This window comes from Pseudaquabacterium pictum (assembly GCF_005403045.1).
Lineage (GTDB): Bacteria > Pseudomonadota > Gammaproteobacteria > Burkholderiales > Burkholderiaceae_C > Pseudaquabacterium > Pseudaquabacterium pictum.
On record NZ_BJCL01000001.1, the window covers coordinates 576,896 to 596,001 of the forward strand.

Here is a 19,106-nt window from a genome sequence, read left to right on the forward strand (position 1 = left end):
GCGCCCCGACATGGACCTTGCTGCTGTTGTCCTGATCCAGGTGCTGTACGCGGTGGCCAGCCTGGTCATCGCGTCGGCCGGGCTGGCTGTCATCTTCGGCATGATGAAGGTGATCAACCTGGCGCATGGCGAGTTCATGATGCTGGGCGCCTACGCCACCATCACCGCCCACGGCCTGGGCCTGAACCTCTGGCTGGCGATGTTCATCGTGGCGCCGGTGGTGGTGGGCGGGATCGGCGTGGTGCTGGAGCGGCTGGTGATCCGCCGGCTCTACGGCCGCATGGTCGACACCATGCTGGCCACCTGGGGCCTGTCGCTGCTGCTGGTGGGCATCGTCACCTCGGTGGCGGGCAACACCACGGCGGGTGTGTCGGCGCCGCTGGGCAGTTTCCGCATCGGCGCCTATTCGGTCAGCGGGTACACGCTGGTGATCATCGGCGTGGCGGTGGTGCTGGCGCTGGCCATCCGCTGGGTGCTGCTGCGCACCAGCTGGGGCCTGATCGCCCGCGGCACCATGCAGAAGCCGGAGATGGCCGACGCGCTGGGCATAAGCCCGGGCAAGGTGTACTCGGTCACCTTCGCCGCCGGTGCGGCACTGTCGGGCCTGGCCGGCGCGTTGCTGGCGCCGCTGACCGGCGTGGTGCCCACCATGGGCGGCGCCTTCATCGCCAAGGCCTTCATCACCGTCATCGGCGGCGGGCCGGCCATCCTGGCCGGGCTGGTGGGCGCCTCATCGCTGTTCGGCGCCATCAACCAGGTGGCCACCTTCCTCACCACGCCAGTGTTCGGCGAGGTGGCGCTGCTGTTCGCGGCCATCGTGATGCTGCGCCTGCTGCCGCAGGGCATCACCGGCCGCTTCTTCAAGGGTTCGCTGTGAAGCGCTTCGTCAACTCCTGGCACAGCGCGGCGCTGACGCTGGCCATCGGCACCGCCCTACTCTTCCTGCTTCCCGGGCTGGTCGATGACTTCACCCTGATCCAGCTGACCATCTATGTGGTGATGGCCATCCTGGGTGTCAGCCTGGGTTTCATCTGGGGCTTCGGCGGCATCCTGTGCTTCGGCCAGGCCGCCTTCTTCGGCCTGGGGGCGTACACCTACGCCATTGCGGTGATCAACCTCGGCGACAGCACGGTTCCGTTCCTGCTGGCCATCGTGGTGCCGGCGCTGTTTGCCGCGCTGCTGGGCTATGTGATCTTCTACGGCCGCCTGTCCGATGTGTACATGGGCGTGATCACGCTGACCGTCACGCTGATCCTGTTCAACCTGGTCAACAGCACGGCCGGGCCGGAGTGGAAGATCGGCAATGCGCCGCTGGGCGGCTTCAACGGCATCCCGGGCATCCCGACGCTGAACCTGCCCGGCAACGTGGACGAGGTGCTCAGCCAGCAGGCGCTGTTCTCGATCGCCATGGTCTGCCTGCTGGTGGTGTATGCCGGCCTGCGCTGGCTGATCGCCTCCAAGATCGGCCGGGTGATCATCGCCGCGAAAGAGAACGAGCAGCGCGTGCTGCTGCTGGGCTACGACGCCCGTGCCTACAAGCTGGGCTGCTTCACCCTGGGCGGCGCCATCGCCGGGCTGGCGGGTTGCCTGTTCGCCAACTGGGGCGCCTTCACCAGCCCCACCATCTTCGGCCTGGCAATGTCGGCGCAGATCATCATCTGGGTGATCGTGGGTGGCCTGGGTACGCTGGTGGGCCCGGTGGTGGGCTGCATCGCCATCCAGTGGTTGACCACCAGCATCGGCACCCAGCAGACCTTCAATTCCAACCTGGTGCTGGGCGCCATCCTGGTGGTCTTCGTGCTGCTGGTGCCACGGGGCATCGTGCCCAGCCTGGGCGATCTGATCGAGGCGGTCTGGCGGCGCCGCCAGCCAGCGGCGGACTCGCTGCCGCCAGCGCCGCTGCCGCAGACGGAGAACGCCCGGTGAGCACGCCCGTCCCCCTGCTCGAGACCCGCATGCTCAACGTGCGCTTCGGCGGCGTGCATGCCACGCGCGATGTCAACTTCAGCCTGGCCGAGGCGGAGCTGCGCTGCGTCATCGGCCCCAACGGCGCCGGCAAGAGCACCTTCTTCAAGCTGCTGACCGGCCAGACCAAGCCCAGCTCGGGCCAGATCCTGTTCCGCGGGCAGGACATCTCCAACATGCAGCCGCACCAGCCCGGCCGGCTGGGCATCGGCATCAAGACCCAGGTGCCCAGCCTGTTCAACGGCCTGAGCGTGTGGGAGAACGTGTGGCTCTCGGCCCGCCGCACCAACAGTGCCCAGCAGGCCGAGCGCATCACCCGCGACACGCTGGAGCGGGTGGGCATGCTGGCCTACAAGGACAACCTGGCCGGCCTGCTGGCCCACGGCCTGCGGCAGTGGGTGGAGATTGCGGTGGTGATCGCCGCCGACCCGCCGCTGATCCTGCTGGACGAGCCCGCCGCCGGCATGAGCGACGCCGAGGTGGCCCGCACCGCCGAACTGATCCTGGAGATCAACCGCCAGCATGCGCTGGTGGTGGTGGAGCACGACATGAACTTCATCCGCATGATCGCCAAGAAGGTGACGGTGCTGCACCAGGGCGCCATCCTGCGCGAGGACACGCCCGACCGCATCATGAGCGACCCGCTGGTGCAGCAGATCTACCTCGGGAAAAAGGCCCACTGATGGCCATGCTGGAAGCCAACGGCCTGTGCGCCAGCTACGGCGCCATTCCGGTGCTGCGCGACATCACGCTGTCCATTGCGCCGGGTGAATCGGTGGGCATCCTGGGCCACAACGGCATGGGCAAGACCACGCTGCTGCGCACGCTGATCGGCGCACTGCGGGCCACGGCCGGCACGGTGACACTCAACGGTGCCGACATCACCCGTGCCGCACCGCATGCCCGGGCCCGCCTGGGCATGGCCTATGTGCCGCAGGGCCGCGAGATCTTCCCGGCGCTGAGCGTGCTGGACAACCTGCGCATGGGCCTGGTCAAGACCGGCCAGCCCGGCATCGACGGCGTTGACCGGCTGCTGGCCGACTTCCCGCGGCTGAAGCCCCTGCTCGACCGTGCCGGCGGCTCGCTGTCGGGCGGCGAGCAGCAGCTGCTGGCCCTGGCCCGCGCCCTGGCCGGCCAGCCCAGCCTGCTGCTGCTGGACGAGCCCACCGAAGGCATCCAGCCGTCGATCATCGAAGAGATCGCCGAGACCCTGGCCGCGCTGCGCGACCGCATGCAGCTGACCATCGTGCTGGTGGAGCAGAACCTGGAGTTCATCGCCGCGGTGTCGCAACGGGTGCTGGTGATCAAGCGCGGCCAACTGGGCGAGGAGATCCCGCGGGCGCACCTGGGCGACCTGGCGATCATGAGCGAGTACACCGGCGTGCACGGCTGATCGCCGGCCATGGCGCCTCAACCGCGCAGGTGGTGGCGGCTGCCGTCGAAGCGGGTGATGCCGGCGCGGTCCAGGAACTCGATCACCTGCACCGTCAGGTTGCGCCCGATGCCGCTGCGGTCCCGGTAGGCCGCGGCGTCGTAGGCGCCGTCGGGGCTGGCGGCGGCCAGCTCACGGGCCACGGCGGCAAGCTGCTGCACCGTCTGCGGCAGGTACCAGCGGTTGGGTGCCACCCGCACCAGCAGGCCACGCGCGGTCAGCCGCGCCAGGCCGTCCAGCAGAACAGGCAAGGTCAGGTCCAGCTGCTGCGCCAGGTCACCGACGATCGGCGGCCGCAGGCCGGCGGGCTGCAACTGGGCGGCCACCCGCTGCAGCAGGTCGGCCTCGTCGGTGGGCAGCACCGGCTGGTGGTCGGGGCGCCGGATACAGAGGCCATCGCGCACCAGCGCGCCGCTGGCCAGCGTGGCACCCACGCTGGCACGCAGCAGCGCCGCATCGGTGTCCAGCGCCTGCCGCAGCGCCTGCTCATCCGGTCCCAGGCTGTCGGGCCGGGCCGCATGCCAGGCATCCACCGCCTGCAGCAGCCGCTGCTGCCAATGCTGCCACTGCGCGGCAGTCAGTCCCAGCAGGCCCCGCGGCCTTGGGACGCAGTGCAGGCTCAGCAGGCGATGCAGCGCATCGGCCTGCGCCGCCGGCAGGCTGCGGGCCTGGCGGAAGTGGTCCAGGTCGACGCCGTCGGGCGACTGCCCGGCCAATGCCGACAGCGCCGCGGCCGGATCGGCCAGCGCCAGCGCTGCCAGCTGCGCCAGCCGCTGCGGCTGGCTGCGTCCGCGCGACGGCCCGAAGGCGTCGACCACCCAGCCGCCGGCCAGGCTCCGGTGCGCAGCAGCCTCACGCAGGATGAAGCGGTCGCCCCAGGCCGCGCTGACCGGCTGCGCCAGCGTCAACCGCGCCCAGCCGCTGCCGCCGGCCTGGGGTGCCACATCGCCCAGCGGTGACCAACGCGCCGGCACCGCCGCCGCGCCGATGTGCAGCAGCAGCTGCGCCCGCGGCACCGGCGGGGGGCCGGCAGCCGGCAACCACTGCAACTGCACATCCAGCTGGCTGCTGGGCGGCGGTGCGTTGCTGGCGGCCAGCCAGTCGCCCCGCGCCGGCGCCGCCCGCTTCAGGTCGGCGCCGGCCAGGTTGACGGCACAGCGCTGGCCGGCCCGCGCCGACTGCACCGCCTTGCCCAGCACCTGCAGCCCGCGCACCCGCAGCGCCGTGCCCTGCGGCAGCAACTGCACCGCATCGCCCACCTGCACCTGGCCGGCCAGCACCGCGCCGGTGACCACCCGCCCAGCGCCATCCACCGCAAAGCTGCGGTCGATGGTCAGGCGGAAGTGGCCGTCCGCCGGCCGCGTGGCCACCGCCCGGGCGGCGCCCGCCAGGTGTTCGCGCAGCGCGGCCACGCCCTGGCCAGTGGGCGCCACCACGTCCAGCACCGGCGCGCCGGCATGCGGTCCGGCCTGCAGCAGCGCCGCCACCTCGGCCCGGGCGGCGGCCAGCCGCGCCGCATCCACCCGGTCGGCCTTGGTCAGCGCCACCACCAGCTGCGGCACGCCCAGCAGGGCCAGGATGTCCAGGTGCTCGCGGGTCTGCGGCATCGGGCCGTCGTCGGCGGCCACCACCAGTAGCGCCAGGTCGATGGCAGCCACGCCGGCCAGCATGTTGCGCACCAGGCGCTCATGGCCCGGCACGTCGATGAAGCCCACCCGCAGGCCGGGCGCCAGGTCGGCCTGGGCAAAGCCCAGGTCGATGGTCATGCCACGGGCCTGTTCTTCTGGCAGCCGGTCGGTGTCAACGCCGGTGAGCGCCTTCACCAACGTGGTCTTGCCATGGTCCACATGGCCGGCGGTGGCGATGATCACGCCACGCCGGCCGGGCTGCGGCTATCCAGTGGCCTGCGCGGCCACCAGGCGCGCCACGATGCCGGGCAAGGCGGCATCGGCCAGGGCGCGCATTTCGTCGTCGCTGCGGTCCTGGATCGGATGGGCGACGAACACCATCGCCGGGTCGAAGCCCAGCGATTGCGCCTGCGCCGCTGCCGCCTGCACGAATTCACTCGACGCCACTCCCACACCGGGCAGCCCGCGCGACTCCAGATCTGCGATGTCATGCATACAGCACGACGTGCACGATCCTCAGTCGGCCAGGCCTTCGATGACGAGCTGGTTCTCGGCCGCGATCTGCTGGCGCAGTGCGGTCGGTGCCGGCCGGGTGAAGGTGGGCTTGCGGTAGCGGTTGACGGTGACGCCCTGCGCCGCCAGCAACTCGGCCACGCGGTCGAGGAACACATTGCCGCGGGCCTTGGAAATGTCGAGCACCGCGACGGCCAGGCCGTGCAGGGACGGCGGCCGCACCGCCAGCGCCCGGGCGACGGGTGATCGCTCCGAGGTGGGGTCCAGCAACACCAGAGAGGCAGTCATGCCGTGATCTCCTTCGTGACAGGAATGGAACCGACCGGGCCTGAGGCGGCCCAGCCGGCGATGATGGCCGAGAACAGGCCGGCGCCACCGCCGGCCCGCACGATCAGCAGGCCGCCGGGGCGGAACTTGGGGATGGGCTTGCCGGCCAACGCGGCCGGGATGCCCTCGGCAATGCCGTCGGCACCGGCCACCAGCTGCTCACCCGGCACGGTGAGCAGGCGGGTCAGTTCATCGAGCAGCCGGGCCTTGGACCAGCCGGCCTCCAGGAACACCCGGCAGTGGTCGGGCGAGACGACCAGGATCGCGTCGCCGGCCATCGCCAGCTTCGGGTGGTCGACCACCCGCAGGCAGGCGGCAAAACTCTTGGCCAGCGATTCGGGCGTGCGGCTCTTCTGGTCGACCACGCCCTGCACACCCTCGCCCGCAAACAGCGTGACGGTGGACGCCTCGCGCGCAAAGCCGCGCTGCACATGCAATGGCTCCCACTCGGGGATCTCGGCCTCGGCGAAGCAGAAGCTGTACTTGCCCGGCGTGCCCAGCGTCGCGCGGTCCACCTCGCCGGGCCGGCCGCCGCCCACGTTGCGGATGACCAGCTGCAGCGCCCGGCCGATGCTGGCGTTGGCCCGGTGGCCCTGGCCCAGCGCGTTGACGCCGGAATTGACGCCCACCGCCCGGCCCATCGGCCCGTTCACCACCACCAGCGGACCGCAGAACATGGTGGTGCACAGGATGCCGTGCATGCCGAACTCGTCGATCAGCGCCGCCTCCACCGCGGCCAGCACCAGCGGCATGTACTCGGGCTTGCAGCCGGCCATCACCGCGTTGATGGCGACCTTTTCCACCGTGCAGGGCGCCAGGTCGGGCGGCACCAGGCCCAGCACCTCGCCCGGCGCGCGCGGGGTGCCGGCCAGCATGCGCAGCACCCGCTCGGGCGTGGGCGGCACCACCGGCAGGCCGTCGGTCCAGCCACGGTCGTGACAGGCCTCCACCGGATCCTCGGCATCGCCCAGGGTGACGTTGCGTGCCGTCAGGCCGGTGCTGCCATAGCGCAGCTGCAGCGCCTCGGCGATGCCCGGGTCCAGGGTCTTGCTGGCGCAGCCGGGGCGCAACGGCGGCAGGTCGGCGCCCAGGTCGGGCTGGCCGCTGATCTCCTGCCAATCGCCGCGGTGCCAGCCATGGGTGCGGGCCACCTCGCGGCCGCCCGCCATGCGGATCAGCGTGGGCACGAACTCGATGCCCAGGCGGAAGCTCTGCTCCAGCGTGCTGTCGAACACCGCGCCGGGCACGCCGGCGGCGTAGGCCGGGTCGTCCTGCACCAGCACGGTCAGGGGCGCGCCACCGGCGGCCAGGCGGGCCAGCAGTGGCTCCACCAGGGTGCAGGTGGGGCATTCACGCTTGGCAATCACGATCAGGCCATCGGGCAAGGCCATGGGCAGGGTCTCGGTGGCTGGAGCAACCGGCATCGTGGCATTGCGGCCCCATGGCGGTTTGTCCCGGCTGCGACAAGGCGGCGCGCATAGACTGGCTGGATGGCACTGCACACTTGGCTGCTCTACTTGGCCGCGGCCATCGGCCTGTCGCTGACACCCGGCCCCAACAGCCTGCTGGTGCTGACCCACGGCGCGCTGCATGGCCACCGCCGCACGCTGTTCACCGTGGCCGGCGGCGCCGCCGGCTTCACGCTGCTGATCGGCCTGTCGATGCTGGGCATCGGCGCGCTGCTGCAGGCCTCGGCCAGCGCGCTGACGCTGCTGAAGTGGCTGGGCGGCGCCTACCTGGTGTGGCTGGGCGTGCAGCTGTGGCGGGCGCCGGCGATCACGCTGGTGGCCGATGCGGGCGCGCCGCAGGCCGCTGGCAGCGCCCTGTTCCGCCAGGGGCTGCTCACAGCGGTCTCCAACCCCAAGGCACTGCTGTTCTACGGCGCCTTCCTGCCGCAGTTCATCGACCCCGCGCGCGACCTGCTGACCCAGTTCCTCATCATGGCCACGGTCTTCGTGGTGGTGGAGATCGGCGTGGAATGGGCGCTGGCGCTGATGGCCCACCGGGTGCGTGGCTGGCTGCAGCGGCTGGGCAAGCGCTTCAACCGGGCCTGCGGCGGCATGTTCGTGGCCATGGGCGTGGCCCTGCCGCTGACGCGCTGATCCCGCCGCTGAGATTGCTGCACTGCGGGGTCACGCAGGCGACTTCAGGCCGCCGCACCCCGGGCGCAGACTGCGCCGCACCCTGGCAGCGAAAGGATCCGGACCATGCGCCATGACCTCGTCATCCGCGGCGGTGAACTGGCCGACGGCCACGGCGGCCCACTGCGCCATGCCGATGTGGCGGTGGACCAGGGCCGCATCACCGCGGTCGGCCGCGTGCCCGGCACCGGCCGCGAGGAGATCGACGCCCGCGGCAAGCTGGTGACGCCCGGCTTCGTCGACATCCACACCCACTACGACGGCCAGGCCAGCTGGGATGCCCGCATGCAGCCCAGCAGCTGGCACGGCGTGACGACCGCCGTGATGGGCAACTGCGGCGTCGGCTTCGCGCCCGTGCATGCCCACCACCGCCAGCGCCTGGTGGAGCTGATGGAGGGCGTGGAAGACATCCCCGGCACCGCGCTGCACGAGGGCCTGAGCTGGCAGTGGGAGAGCTTCGGCGACTATCTGGATGCGCTGGCCGGCCAGCCGCGCGACATCGACATCGCCGCCCAGCTGCCGCATGGCGCGCTGCGCGTCTACGTGATGGGCGAGCGTGGCGCCCGGCTGGAAGCCGCCACCGCCGACGACTGCGCGGCGATGCGCCGCCTGGCCACCGCCGCCATCCAGGCCGGGGCGATCGGCTTCTCGACCTCGCGCTCGGTCAACCACCGCTCGGTCAAGGGCGAGCCCACGCCCAGCCTGCGCGCGACGGAGGCCGAGCTGCAGGCCATCGCCGCCGGCCTGAAGGATGCCGGCCGCGGCGTGCTGCAGTTCATCTCCGACTTCAACATGCCGTCGCTGGAGGAAGAGTTCGCGATGCTGACCCGGCTGGTGCGCGATTCGGGCCGGCCGCTGTCGTTCTCGCTGGGCCAGCGCCACAGTGCACCCGAGGGCTGGCGCCAGCTGCTGGCGCTGACGACCGATGCCAACGCCCAGGGCCTGGCGATGGCCGCCCAGGTGGCGCCGCGGCCCATCGGCGTGCTGCTGGGCCTGCAGGGCAGCCGCAACCCGTTCTCCAGCTGCCCGGGCATGCAGGCCATCGCCCACCTGAGCCTGGACCAGCGTGTGGCCCTGCTGCGCCAGCCAGCCACCCGTGCACGCATCCTGGCCGAGCTGCAGCAGCTGGATGGCCGGCCGGCCGACCCGCTGCTGCCGCGCTTTGCCGACTTCAGCCGCGTCTATGCCTTCGGCGACCCGCCCGACTACGAGCCGCCGCCGGAGATGGCCGTCACCGCCCTCGCCCAGCAACGTGGCCAGACACCGGCCGAAACCGCCTACGACCTGCTGCTGGCCGACAACGGCCGGGCCTTCCTGTTCGCGCCCTTCGCCAACTATGCCCACGGCCACCTGGATGCCTGCCACGACATGCTGGCCCATCCGCACACCGTGCCCGGCCTGGGCGATGGTGGGGCGCATGTCAGCGTGATCAGCGATGGCAGTTTTCCCACCTACCTGTTGAGCCATTGGGGGCGTGACCGCACCCGGGGCCGCTTCGACCTGGGCTGGCTGGTCAAGCGTCAGACTGCTGACACCGCCCGCACCGTGGGCCTGCTGGACCGCGGCCTGGTGGCCCCGGGCTACCGCGCCGACCTGAACGTGATCGACATGGACCGGCTGCGGGTGCGCGCGCCGGTGATGGCCGACGACCTGCCGGCCGGCGGACAGCGCCTGCTGCAGCGCGCCGATGGCTATGTCGCCACGGTGGTGGCGGGTGCCGTCACCTACCGCGATGGCGAGGCCACAGGCGCCCTGCCCGGCCGGCTGGTGCGCGGGCCGCAAACCATGCCGGCGGGCTGAGCGGACTCAGCGCGCCAGCAGTGTCACCAGTTCGGGCATCAGCGCGCCCGGCGCGGCCTGGGCCAACGCACCGTCCAGCGTGCCCAGCACCGCGGCGGCCACGGCGCGCTGGGCCTGGGCATCACCCGCCATGGCGTTGTAGTAGCCCAGGTCCTTGGCGGCATTGGCGATGGAAAAGCGCAGGCCCGACGGATCGCCGGCCAGCAGCATGGGCTTGAGCCGCTCCAGCGCCGTGCCGCCGCCGCCGCCCTTGGCCAGCACATCGGCAAACACGTCCAGTGCCACGCCGTTGCGCTGGGCGCAGGCGGCGGCCTCGGCCAGCAGCGTGACCATGCCCAGCGACACATAGTTGTGCAGCAGCTTCATGCTGTGCCCGGCGCCCACCGGGCCGGCATGGCTGATGTTCTCGGCAAAGCACTGCAGCACCGGCCGGCAGCGTTCCAGCAGGTCGGCATCGCCGCCCACCAGCAGGTTCAAGCGGCCTTCGGCGGCCTCCTTGGGCGTGCGGGTCATCGGCGCATCCAGGAAGCGGCTGCCGGCGGCCTGCACCGCGGCGGCCATGCGCAGCGTGGATGCCGGAATGGCGGTGGAGCAGTCGATCACCACGCTGCCCGGGCGCAGGCCCTGCAGGACGCCATCCGGGCCGGTGAGCACCGTCTCCACCTGCGGCGACCCGGTCAGCACCAGGATCACCACCTCCGAGCGCGCCGCCAGCGCCGCGGCGCTGGTGAAGGCCTGGGCACCGGCGGCCTTCAGGCCGTCCAGCGGCTGGTTGCCGGGGTGCTCCAGCACCGCCAGTGCATGGCCGCGCTTCACCAGGTTGGTGGCGATGCCGTGGCCCATGAGGCCGATGCCCACCATGCCGATGTTCATGCCGAGGTTCATGCTGAGTTGCTCCTGAAAGGTGGAAGGGGTCGGGCCGCGCCGCAGGCCGCCCGGATACGGTGTTAGGCTGGTGAACCTTGCACCACGAAAGCGCCAGACACGCCATGCAGCACTACGACATCACCACCATCGACGGCGACGGCATCGGCCCGGAGGTCTGCCAGGCCACGGTGGCAGTGCTGCACGAGGCCTGCGGCAGCCGGCTGCGCTTCACCGCCCATGACGGCGGTGCCGCGCACTACGCGCGCAGCGGCGCGGTGCTGCCCGCCGACACCGAAGCCGCCTGCCGCGGCGCGCATGCCATCCTGCATGGCGCAGCCGGGCTGCCGGGCATCACCTACCCGGACGGCACCGAGGTCGGCAACGATCTGCACCTGCAGCTGCGCTTCCGGCTCGACCTGTTCGCCAACGTGCGGCCGATCAAGCTGTACCGGGGCGTGCAGTCGCCGCTGCGCGGCTGGCAGCCGGGCCAGATTGACTACGTGATCGTGCGCGAGAACACCGAGGGCCTGTATGCCAGCCGCGGCGCGGGCATCAACCTGCGCGGCGAGCTGGCCACCGACACCCTGGTGGTCACCCGCAAGGGCGTGGAACGGGTGGCGCGCTTCGCCTTCGCGCTGGCGCGCCAGCGCAGCGGTGCGCCGCGCGACAGCCAGCGCCGCGTCACCTGTTGCGACAAGGCCAACATCCTGCGCAGCTATGCCTTCTTCCGCGCGGTGTTCGACGAGGTCGGCGCGGCCTACCCCGATGTGCAGCGAGACCATGCCTATGCCGACGCCATCACCGTGCACATGCTGAAGAAGCCCGACTTCTACGATGTCATCGTGGCCGAGAACATGTTCGGCGACATCCTGTCCGACCTGGGCGCCGGAACGGTGGGTGGCCTGGGCATCGCCGCGTCGGCCGAACTGGGCGAACACCACGGCCTGTTCCAGGGCGCCCATGGTTCGGCGCCCGACATCGCCGGCCAGAACCTGGCCAGCCCGGTGGCCACCATCCTGTCGGGTGCGCTGATGCTGCGCTGGCTGGGCGAGCGCCATGCCGATGCCGACCTGCTGACGGCCGCCAGCCGGGTGGAACGCGCGGTGGAAGCGGTGCTGGCCGCCGGCGAGACGGTGCCGCGCGACCTGGGCGGCACCGCCAGCTGCACCGACATGACCGCGGCCATCTGCCGCCAGCTGGGCTGAGGCCAGGTCAGGACGGGCGATCTTGCGCCTCCTCGATGCGCCGGTACAGCGCATTCGACCGCGCCAGGTGGGCCCGCATTGCCGCCGCCGCCGCGTCGGCGTCACCGGCGGCGATGGCATCGACCACCCGGCTGTGCTCCTCCAGCGTCAGCAGTTCGGCGCCCGGCGCCCGCACCAGCGGCCGGTAGTCGGCGCTGGCCCACTGGAAGATGGCTTCGACGATGGCCGGGAAGATCGGGTTGCCGCTGATGCGGGCCAGCGCGCGGTGGAAGGCCATGTCGTGCGCCAGGAACTCGTCCAGCCGCGGCAAGGAGTCGCGGTGGGCCTGGATGTTGGCGCGCAGCGCGGCCACGTCGGTTGCGGTGGCGCGCTGTGCCGCCATGCGGGCCGTGCCCTCCTCCAGGAAGATGCGCGCCTGCCGCAGGTGCTCCAGCGTCTCGGGCTGCATCTGCAGCAGGTGGCGCGCACCACCGGCGATCTGCTGGATCAGGCTGTGGGCGCTGGGCACCACCACCCGCGCCCGCTCGCCGTGGGAGATCTCGACGATGCCCGAACGCTCCAGCGCCTGCAGCGCTTCGCGCACCGCCGGGCGGCCGACGCCGTAGACCTCCATCAGCTCGCGCTCGGGCGGCAGCTGCTCGCCGGGCGCGATCTCGCCGGTCTGGATGCGCTGCATCAGGCGGTCCTGCACCTCCTGGTAGAGCTTGCGTTTCTGGATGGGCTGGTCGGTGTTCATGCGCAGGGCGGCTGCAAAGGCATCAGCATGCCAGAGCGCCGCCGCCAACGCCGTCGCGCACCCGGCCGAAGAAGTCGTCGCCGCCCATCTGGCCGCCCTTGAGCACGATCTCCAGGCCGTCACGCCCGGGCCGTGCCGACCAGGCCCGGCACAGCGGTGCGCCGGGCACCAGGCTGGCCTGCTGGGTCAGGGCCAGCACGTCCAGCGCGGCAGCCACCGCGCCCGAGCTGTCGCCGCCGGCCACCGCCACCCGCCGCAGCGCGGGCACACGGTCGAGCAGCGCGCACAGCACGGTGGCCAGGGCCTGGCCGGTGCGCTCGGCGGCCTGCTGGCGGTCCAGCCCGGCGGCCGCGGCCACCGCATCGAAGCCCTGCACGGCCGGATCGTCCGGTCCGGCCGCGGTGTAGACCAGCGGGCTGCGGCCGGCTGCCAGCGCCGCCACGGCCGCATCCACCAGCCGGTCGGTCTCGGCCGCGCCGCCCTGCAGCAGGGCCGGCAGGTCCAGCCGCAGCGTGGCGAAGCCATGGTCCGCCGCCCAGGCGATCTGCGCCGCGGTGCCTGGCGAGCAGCTGCCGCTGACGGCGGCGATGGCCGGCACCGCGGCCGCCGGCGGCAGGCTGGCCGGGCCGGCGACCACGCCGGTGGCCTGCCAGTGCGCCGCCAGCGCGTCCTGCAGGCCCGAGGACGAGGCGGTGAACAGCCCGGCACCCCGCTGCGACCACACCAGCGCGCCGGCGGCGCGCAGAGTCTCGTCGTCGAGCACATCGATCAGCACCACCGGCCGGTCATCGGCGTCGTTGGGGCTGCCTGCGCAGATGGCCTCCAGCCGGGCTGCGCCGGCGCCGGCCTTGAGCTGAGTGAAATCGATGAGTGCGCGGCGCAGCGTGGTCTGTTCGCCCAGGTGGCGCTGCAGGTCGGATTCGTGCATCGGCGTGACCGGATGCCGCGCCATGGTCGGATGGCGGTCGAGCCGGTGGCCCACGCCCTGGGCCACGGCGAACAGGTGGCCGAAGGCCTGGTAGCGGCCCAGCCGCGGCGCACCCACCACCATCGGCGACCAGCGGCCGGCCACCAGCGGCAGGCCCAGCTCGATGGCGCAGCCGATCGAGCCGATCTGCGGCGAGGAATCGAAGGTGGAGCAGACCTTGTAGTGCAGGATCGGCGCGCCCAGCGCGGCCAGGGCCTGCAGCGCCGGCGCCAGGTGCGCGCGCATCCAGGCCGGCGACCGGCCACGGGCCTGGCCGGCCATGCCCACTGCCCGCACACCGGGAAAGCGCTGCAGCAGCGCCGGCGTGGGCGTCTGCAGGAACAGCACGGTGGGCACGCCGGCGCTGGTCAGGGCCTCCAGCGCGTCGGTGGAGCCGGTGAAGTCGTCGCCGTAGTAGGCCAGCAGCAGCGGGCTGGCTGGCGGCTGCGCCGGGCTCACCATGTCTGCAGCGCCTGGGCCAGGGCCGGGTGCTGGCGGGCATGGTCGGCCAGCGGCACGCCGGCCTCGGCCGCCACCCAGGCCTCGCGCATGGCCGACACGCCGGCAGCGATGCCACCGGGGTGGCCCAGGATGCCGCCGCCGGCGGCATGGATCAGGTCGGTGCAGCCCAGCGCCGCATGGGTGGGCGCGGCCTGCAGGCCGGTCTGGCCCGAGCTGAACACCGGCATGGCCACCATCGGATGGGCCGCATCCAGCGGCCGCAGCACCGCGCGGGCGGCGGCGATGACGCTGTCGTCGGCCTCGCTGAACTTGTTGGCCAGGCCGTTGACATGCAGGTGGTCGGCGCCCGCCAGACGCCACAGCGCCTGCCAGGGCGCGTAGTCCCAGCCCAGCGCCGGGTGGCGGCTCAGGTAACCCCAGCCGCAACGGTGGGCATGGATCGGCAGCTGGCTGTGGCGGCGCAGTGCCAGCAGGCCGGCCAGGCCCACGCTGTTGAGGCTGACCATCACGCAGGTGCCGCCCAGGGCCAGCACCTGGTCGTGGCGGCGGCGCATCTCGTCCACCTCGCCGGTGATGTTGAAGGCCACCATGGCCTGCTTGCCCTGAGCCTGCGCGGCAGCATGCACCGCCTGCATCACGGCGGCGGCGCGCTGGTCGAACGGGCAATGCGGGCCGTCGGCCTGCAGTTCGTCGTCCTTGATGAAATCGATGCCGCCGGCCAGCAGCTGGCGCACGGTGTCGGCCGTCTCCTGCGGCGACAGGCCGACGCTGGGCTTGATGATGGTGCCGATCAGCGGCCCGGTGGCCACGCCAGCCAGGCGGCGCGTGCCGGCGATGCCGAAGGCCGGGCCAGGGCAGGCAGCGGCAAACGCGGTGGGCACGGCCAGGTCGAGCAGGCGCAGGCCCGAGACCTGGCGCAGCTCGAACAGGTTGCCGGCCACCGTGGCCATCAGGTTGGGCAGCGACGGACCGAAGTTTGCCAGCGGCCACGACAGCTCCAGCAGGCAGCGCTGGTAGCGCGGCGCCACCAGGATGCCGGGCAGGCTGGGCTGGCTGACCACATCCAGCAGCTGCAGCTGCTCGACCACCGCGCCCGAGCGGGCCTTCAGCGCCGGGGTTTCGCCGGGCACGGCGGTGAAGGTGCCGCTGGATTGCTCGCCGGCGATCACCTCGGCGGCCCGCTGCGGGTCGTCGCCGGTTTCCAGCCAGTAGCGGGCATGGACACGGCCGTCGGCCGCCGACAGGGGCGGCAGATCGGGCAAGGTGGACGGCGTCATGCGGTGGCTGGCAGCGAGGTCGCCGTCACTTCACGGCCTGGATGGCGGCGATCCGGTCGGCGCCGAATTCCTTGGCGAACTCGGCATAGGCCGGTGCCACGGCCTTGCGGAAGCTCTCGCCGTCCGGCTTCTCCACCACCTGCATGCCGTCCTTCTTCAGCTGCGCGATGCCGTTGGCCTCGTCGTCGTTGACCCGCTTGCGCTGGGCCGCCGCGGCCGCCACCGCGGCGCTGGTGAACACCTTCTTGTCGGCGTCCGACAGCTGGGTCCAGACCTTCGGCGTGATCAGGATGACCGCGGGCGAATAGACATGGCCGGTCAGCGACAGGTGCTTCTGCACCTGCGAGAACTTCGCCGACAGGATCACCGGGATCGGGTTCTCCTGGCCGTCGACCGTGCCCTGCTGCAGCGCGGTGAACAGCTCGGGGAAGGCCATCGGCGTGGGCAGGATGCCGAAGGTCTTGTAGCCGGCCATGTGCACCTTGTTCTCCATGGTGCGCATCTTCAGGCCCGCGGCGTCGCCCGCCTGGTTGATGGCCCGCTTGTTGTTGGTCATGTGGCGGAACCCGTTCTCACCCCAGGCCAGGCCGATCAGGCCCTTGGCCTGCATCTTCTTCAGCAGGTCCTGGCCGATGGCGCCATCGAGCACCTTGCGCGCATGGTCGTAGTCGCGGAACAGGAACGGGATGTCGACGACCTTGACCTCGGGCACGAAGTTGCCCAGGGCGCCGGTGGAGACGTTGGTCAGGTCCTGGGTGCCGAGTTGCACCGCCTCGATCTGTTCGCGCTCGCCGCCCAGGGCCGAGTTGGGGAAGTGCTGGCAGCTGTAGCGGTTGGCCGTGCCCTTGGCGATCTCGTCGCAGAACACGTTGGCGCCCACGCCGTAGTGCGAATCCCGCACGGGCGTGTAGCCGATCTTGAGCACGGTCTGCGCGGCGACCGGTGCCAGCGTGGTCGCGGCCAGCAGGGCCAGGGTGGACAGACGGGCGACGGTGGTTTGGGGCATGGCTTGTCTCCAGGGGGTGGTGGGGCGCGCGCTGCGGCGGTCGGCGGCGCGTCGTTGGAATGCGGGGAAAGGCGGCTGCGGTTGCGGCCGATGGCGGCTGTTCAGGTGATGCGGCGGATGCTCTCGGCGATCTCGTCGCGCTGGAACACCTGCTTCCAGTCGTCGCGCATCAGCCGCGGCTTGCCGTTGACGATGGCCTTGTTGCAGGCATCGGAGAACTGGCCGGGGATCTGCTTGAAGATCACCGCGGCCAGGATGGTCATGTGGCCCAGCAGGAAGTCGCGCGCGCAGTCGGCCGGCACGCCGCGGGCCACCACCTCGTCCATGGCCTCGCGCATCACGTCCAGCAGGGTGGCGCAGACCGTCTCCGACAGGCCGGGCTCCAGCAGCGCCATCTGCTCCACCGTCACCCGGTAGGAGCGCAGCACCGGCTGGTAGATGGTCTTGGCGATGGCCTCGCCCAGGGCAAAGGCCTCGTCCGGGCCCTGCATCAGCGCGCTGACGATGGACTGCGGCGCGGTGGCCCCGCCGAAGTAGTCGGTGGCGCCGGGGGTGTGCACCTCGGGGCTGAAGATGGTGGGATGGCAGGGATGGGCGACGAAGTACACCAGGTCGGGCCGCTGCGGCAGGTGTCCGGCAAACGGCGCGGCAGCATCCAGCGTGATCACCATCGTGCCGGCGGGCAGCTGCGGCGCGATCTCGGCCGCCAGCTTGCCGATCAGGGTGTCGGGGACGGCCAGGATGACCACGTCGACGCCATCCAGCGCGGCGGCGACCGGCACGCAGGTGATGCCCAGCTCGTCCTGCAGGCGGCGCCGGCCGACCTCGCCCGGCTCCACGTGCCGCACCTGGTAGGCCGACCCCTGCAGGTTCTTCGACAGGCGCACGCCCATCTTGCCGCCCGCGCCGAACAGCGCAATCTTGCTCGTCATCGTCTCGCCTTCCAAAGCCGTTGTATGGTGGCGTGATGGTATGACGAGTTGATGAGTCGACAGGCCAGGGTCAACCCCAGCGCATGCCGCCGGGGCCCTGCTGGCCCTAGGGGCGCCGAGCCTCCGGCAGGAAGCGCACGCCGGCGCGGGCGAAGCCGCCGCCCACACCGATCGGCGTGCCATCGGCCCGCCAGCAGGCCGCGCCTTCCATGTCGCCATTGGCATGGAACTGGATGCCGCCCATGCCGCCGCCGACGTTGGGCACCCGCTCGATGGCGTGGCCGCGCGCCGCCAGGCCGTCGGCCACGCCATCCGGGAAGTGCGGCTCCAGTTCCAGGCCGAAGCCCTGCGTCCACACCCGCGGCGCCTCCACCGCCTCCTGCAGCGACATGCCGTGGTCGATCAGGTTCAGCACCGCCTGCAGCGCCGACGGGAAGATGCGCAGGCCCCCCGGCAGGCCCAGCGCAAAGCGTGGCTGGCCGTCCTTCAGCACGATCAGCGGCGCCATCGACGAGGTGACCCGCTTGCCCGGCGCCAGCGAGTTGGCCAGCCCGGGGCGCGGGTTGAACACGTAGAGGTAATTGTTCGGGATCGCGCCGAAGCCCGGCACCATGTAGCGGGCACCGAACAGCGAGTTGATGGTCTGGGTGGCGCAGACGATGCGGCCGTCGCGGTCGGCCACCGTCAGGTGGGTGGTGTTGGCGCTTTCAATGCCGCCGGCGGCGCGCAGCGGCCCGGCCTCGACGCCAGCCGTCCAGGCCTGGCTGCGCGCGGGGTCGATGGCCGCGCGGCGGCGGGCCGCATAGGCGCGGTCGAGCAGCGCGTCCACCGGCACCGGCACGAAGTCAGGGTCGGCGGTGCAGGCGGCGCGGTCGGCGAAGGCGATGCGCAGCACCTCGGCCAGGCGGTGCACGCCATCCACCGTGCCGAAGCCGGTGCCCGCCGTGTCGACGCCTTCCAGGATGTTCAGCATCTGGGCGATGTGCAGCGGCCCGGCGCAAGGGGGCGGCGGGCCGGTGATCTCGAAGCCGCGGTAGCTGCTGCGCAGCACCGCCATGTCGTTGGTGCGGTAGCCGCGCAGGTCGTCCAGCGACAGGTAGGCACCGTGGCGCTGCATGTCGTCGGCCAGCGCCTGGCCCAGCGCGCCGCCGTACAGCAGGCCGGGGCCTTCGCGCACGATGGCGCGCAGGGTGTCGGCATAGGCGCCATTGACCACCCGCTGGCCGGCCTGCAGCCGCTGGCCGCCGGGCAGGAAGACGCGGGCGATCTCCGGGTCCAGCGCCAGATCGGCGGCGCAGTCGGCCACGCAGTCGGCCAAGTAGGCGGTGGCGGCGTAGCCACGCTCGGCATGGCGGATGGCGGGCTCCACCACATCGGCCAGCGGCAGGCTGCCGTGGCGCTGCAGCAGCTGGCACCACGCCATCAGGTTGCCGGGCACGGCCACCGCAGCGCGGCCCACGCTGTTGCGGCGGCCCACCGCGTCCAGCACGCCGGGGCCGGCGGCGGGGTCGGGCGTGAAGGTGGTGGGCCCCACGCCCTGCGGGCAGCGGCCCTGGCCTTCCAGGATGGTCTGCGTGCCGTCGGCCAGCCGCAGGTTGGCAAAGCCGCCGCCCAGGATGCCGACCATCATCGGCTCGACCACCGTCAGCGTGAACAGCGCGGCCACCGCCGCATCCACCGCGTTGCCGCCGGCAGCCAGCATCTCGGCGCCGGCGGCCGAGGCCAGCGGGTGGTTGGTGACCACCATGCCGCGGCTGCCGGTGGCCGGGCGCTTCTCGGTGGTGAACGGGGTGGCAGCCAGGGCGCGCCAGGTGGACATGGTGGGTCTCCGTCGTTGTGCGGTGTCGC

Annotated in this window: 17 protein-coding genes; 7 read left to right on the forward strand and 10 right to left on the reverse strand. The window is 71.9% G+C overall.

The annotated features are described in order from the left end of the window. Positions 1-10 precede the first annotated feature (10 nt). From FFT10_RS02535 to FFT10_RS02550, 4 genes are read left to right on the forward strand one after another with little or no spacing between them, the layout of a single operon-like run. Positions 11-877, forward strand: a complete 867-nt coding sequence (locus FFT10_RS02535) for an ABC transporter permease subunit (protein ID WP_137731184.1) — start codon at positions 11-13, stop codon at positions 875-877. Further along, the gene (locus FFT10_RS02540) at positions 874-1,926 is read left to right on the forward strand and encodes a branched-chain amino acid ABC transporter permease (protein ID WP_137731185.1); all 1,053 of its coding nucleotides are present in this window, start codon (positions 874-876) and stop codon (positions 1,924-1,926) included. Before FFT10_RS02535 ends, FFT10_RS02540 begins: the two co-directional genes overlap by 4 nt. After that, complete coding sequence (locus FFT10_RS02545; protein ID WP_137731186.1) at positions 1,923-2,648, forward strand: ATP-binding cassette domain-containing protein; 726 nt, start codon at positions 1,923-1,925, stop codon at positions 2,646-2,648. The genes FFT10_RS02540 and FFT10_RS02545 overlap by 4 nt, the downstream gene beginning before the upstream one ends. Then, on the forward strand, positions 2,648-3,358 hold the full coding sequence (locus FFT10_RS02550) for an ABC transporter ATP-binding protein (RefSeq protein ID WP_228026916.1): 711 nt from the start codon (positions 2,648-2,650) through the stop codon (positions 3,356-3,358). Before FFT10_RS02545 ends, FFT10_RS02550 begins: the two co-directional genes overlap by 1 nt. Before the next feature lie 17 nt (positions 3,359-3,375). Here the strand turns inward: FFT10_RS02550 and selB are convergent, their stop codons facing one another. The 3 genes from selB to FFT10_RS02570 are packed head-to-tail and all read right to left on the reverse strand — an operon-like array spanning position 3,376 to position 7,256. Then, positions 3,376-5,268, reverse strand: a complete 1,893-nt coding sequence (selB, locus tag FFT10_RS02555; RefSeq protein WP_137731187.1) for a selenocysteine-specific translation elongation factor — start codon at positions 5,266-5,268, stop codon at positions 3,376-3,378. Positions 5,269-5,289: 21 nt separating this feature from the next. After that, positions 5,290-5,826: a UGSC family (seleno)protein gene (locus FFT10_RS28720; protein ID WP_273701380.1), complete on the reverse strand. Its 537-nt coding sequence runs from the start codon at positions 5,824-5,826 to the stop codon at positions 5,290-5,292. Continuing rightward, positions 5,823-7,256: a thioredoxin domain-containing protein gene (locus FFT10_RS02570; RefSeq protein WP_137731190.1), complete on the reverse strand. Its 1,434-nt coding sequence runs from the start codon at positions 7,254-7,256 to the stop codon at positions 5,823-5,825. The genes FFT10_RS28720 and FFT10_RS02570 overlap by 4 nt, the downstream gene beginning before the upstream one ends. A gap of 99 nt (positions 7,257-7,355) precedes the next feature. On the opposite strand from FFT10_RS02570, the gene FFT10_RS02575 reads away from it, so the two are divergent. Both FFT10_RS02575 and FFT10_RS02580 read left to right on the forward strand, forming a co-directional pair. Next, entirely contained in the window at positions 7,356-7,967 is a 612-nt protein-coding gene (locus tag FFT10_RS02575) for a LysE family translocator (RefSeq protein ID WP_137731191.1), read from the forward strand. Positions 7,968-8,072: 105 nt separating this feature from the next. Further along, the gene (locus FFT10_RS02580) at positions 8,073-9,806 is read left to right on the forward strand and encodes an N-acyl-D-amino-acid deacylase family protein (RefSeq protein ID WP_137731192.1); all 1,734 of its coding nucleotides are present in this window, start codon (positions 8,073-8,075) and stop codon (positions 9,804-9,806) included. A gap of 6 nt (positions 9,807-9,812) precedes the next feature. On the opposite strand, the gene FFT10_RS02585 is transcribed toward FFT10_RS02580, so the two are convergent. Further along, positions 9,813-10,691 (reverse strand): NAD(P)-dependent oxidoreductase, encoded by an 879-nt coding sequence (locus FFT10_RS02585; RefSeq protein ID WP_228026917.1) that lies wholly within the window; start codon positions 10,689-10,691, stop codon positions 9,813-9,815. 104 nt (positions 10,692-10,795) lie between these two features. Here FFT10_RS02585 and FFT10_RS02590 point away from each other — a divergent pair, with 104 nt between their 5' ends. After that, positions 10,796-11,878 carry an isocitrate/isopropylmalate dehydrogenase family protein gene (locus tag FFT10_RS02590; protein ID WP_137731193.1) on the forward strand — a complete coding sequence of 361 codons (1,083 nt, stop codon included), beginning with the start codon at positions 10,796-10,798 and terminating at the stop codon, positions 11,876-11,878. 7 nt (positions 11,879-11,885) lie between these two features. On the opposite strand, the gene nanR is transcribed toward FFT10_RS02590, so the two are convergent. The 6 genes from nanR to ggt form a co-directional block, all read right to left on the reverse strand. Then, positions 11,886-12,614 (reverse strand): transcriptional regulator NanR, encoded by a 729-nt coding sequence (nanR, locus tag FFT10_RS02595; protein WP_137731194.1) that lies wholly within the window; start codon positions 12,612-12,614, stop codon positions 11,886-11,888. 22 nt (positions 12,615-12,636) lie between these two features. Then, positions 12,637-14,043, reverse strand: a complete 1,407-nt coding sequence (gene oiaK / locus FFT10_RS02600) for a 3-oxo-isoapionate kinase OiaK (protein ID WP_137731195.1) — start codon at positions 14,041-14,043, stop codon at positions 12,637-12,639. Continuing rightward, positions 14,037-15,320, reverse strand: a complete 1,284-nt coding sequence (locus FFT10_RS02605) for a ribulose-bisphosphate carboxylase large subunit family protein (RefSeq protein ID WP_137731196.1) — start codon at positions 15,318-15,320, stop codon at positions 14,037-14,039. The genes oiaK and FFT10_RS02605 overlap by 7 nt, the downstream gene beginning before the upstream one ends. A gap of 25 nt (positions 15,321-15,345) precedes the next feature. Further along, entirely contained in the window at positions 15,346-16,326 is a 981-nt protein-coding gene (locus tag FFT10_RS02610; protein WP_137731197.1) for a TRAP transporter substrate-binding protein, read from the reverse strand. A 101-nt stretch (positions 16,327-16,427) separates the two neighbouring features. Further along, positions 16,428-17,258: a phosphogluconate dehydrogenase C-terminal domain-containing protein gene (locus FFT10_RS02615; RefSeq protein ID WP_137731198.1), complete on the reverse strand. Its 831-nt coding sequence runs from the start codon at positions 17,256-17,258 to the stop codon at positions 16,428-16,430. A gap of 106 nt (positions 17,259-17,364) precedes the next feature. Continuing rightward, positions 17,365-19,077, reverse strand: a complete 1,713-nt coding sequence (gene ggt / locus FFT10_RS02620; RefSeq protein ID WP_137731199.1) for a gamma-glutamyltransferase — start codon at positions 19,075-19,077, stop codon at positions 17,365-17,367. Positions 19,078-19,106: the final 29 nt, after the last annotated feature.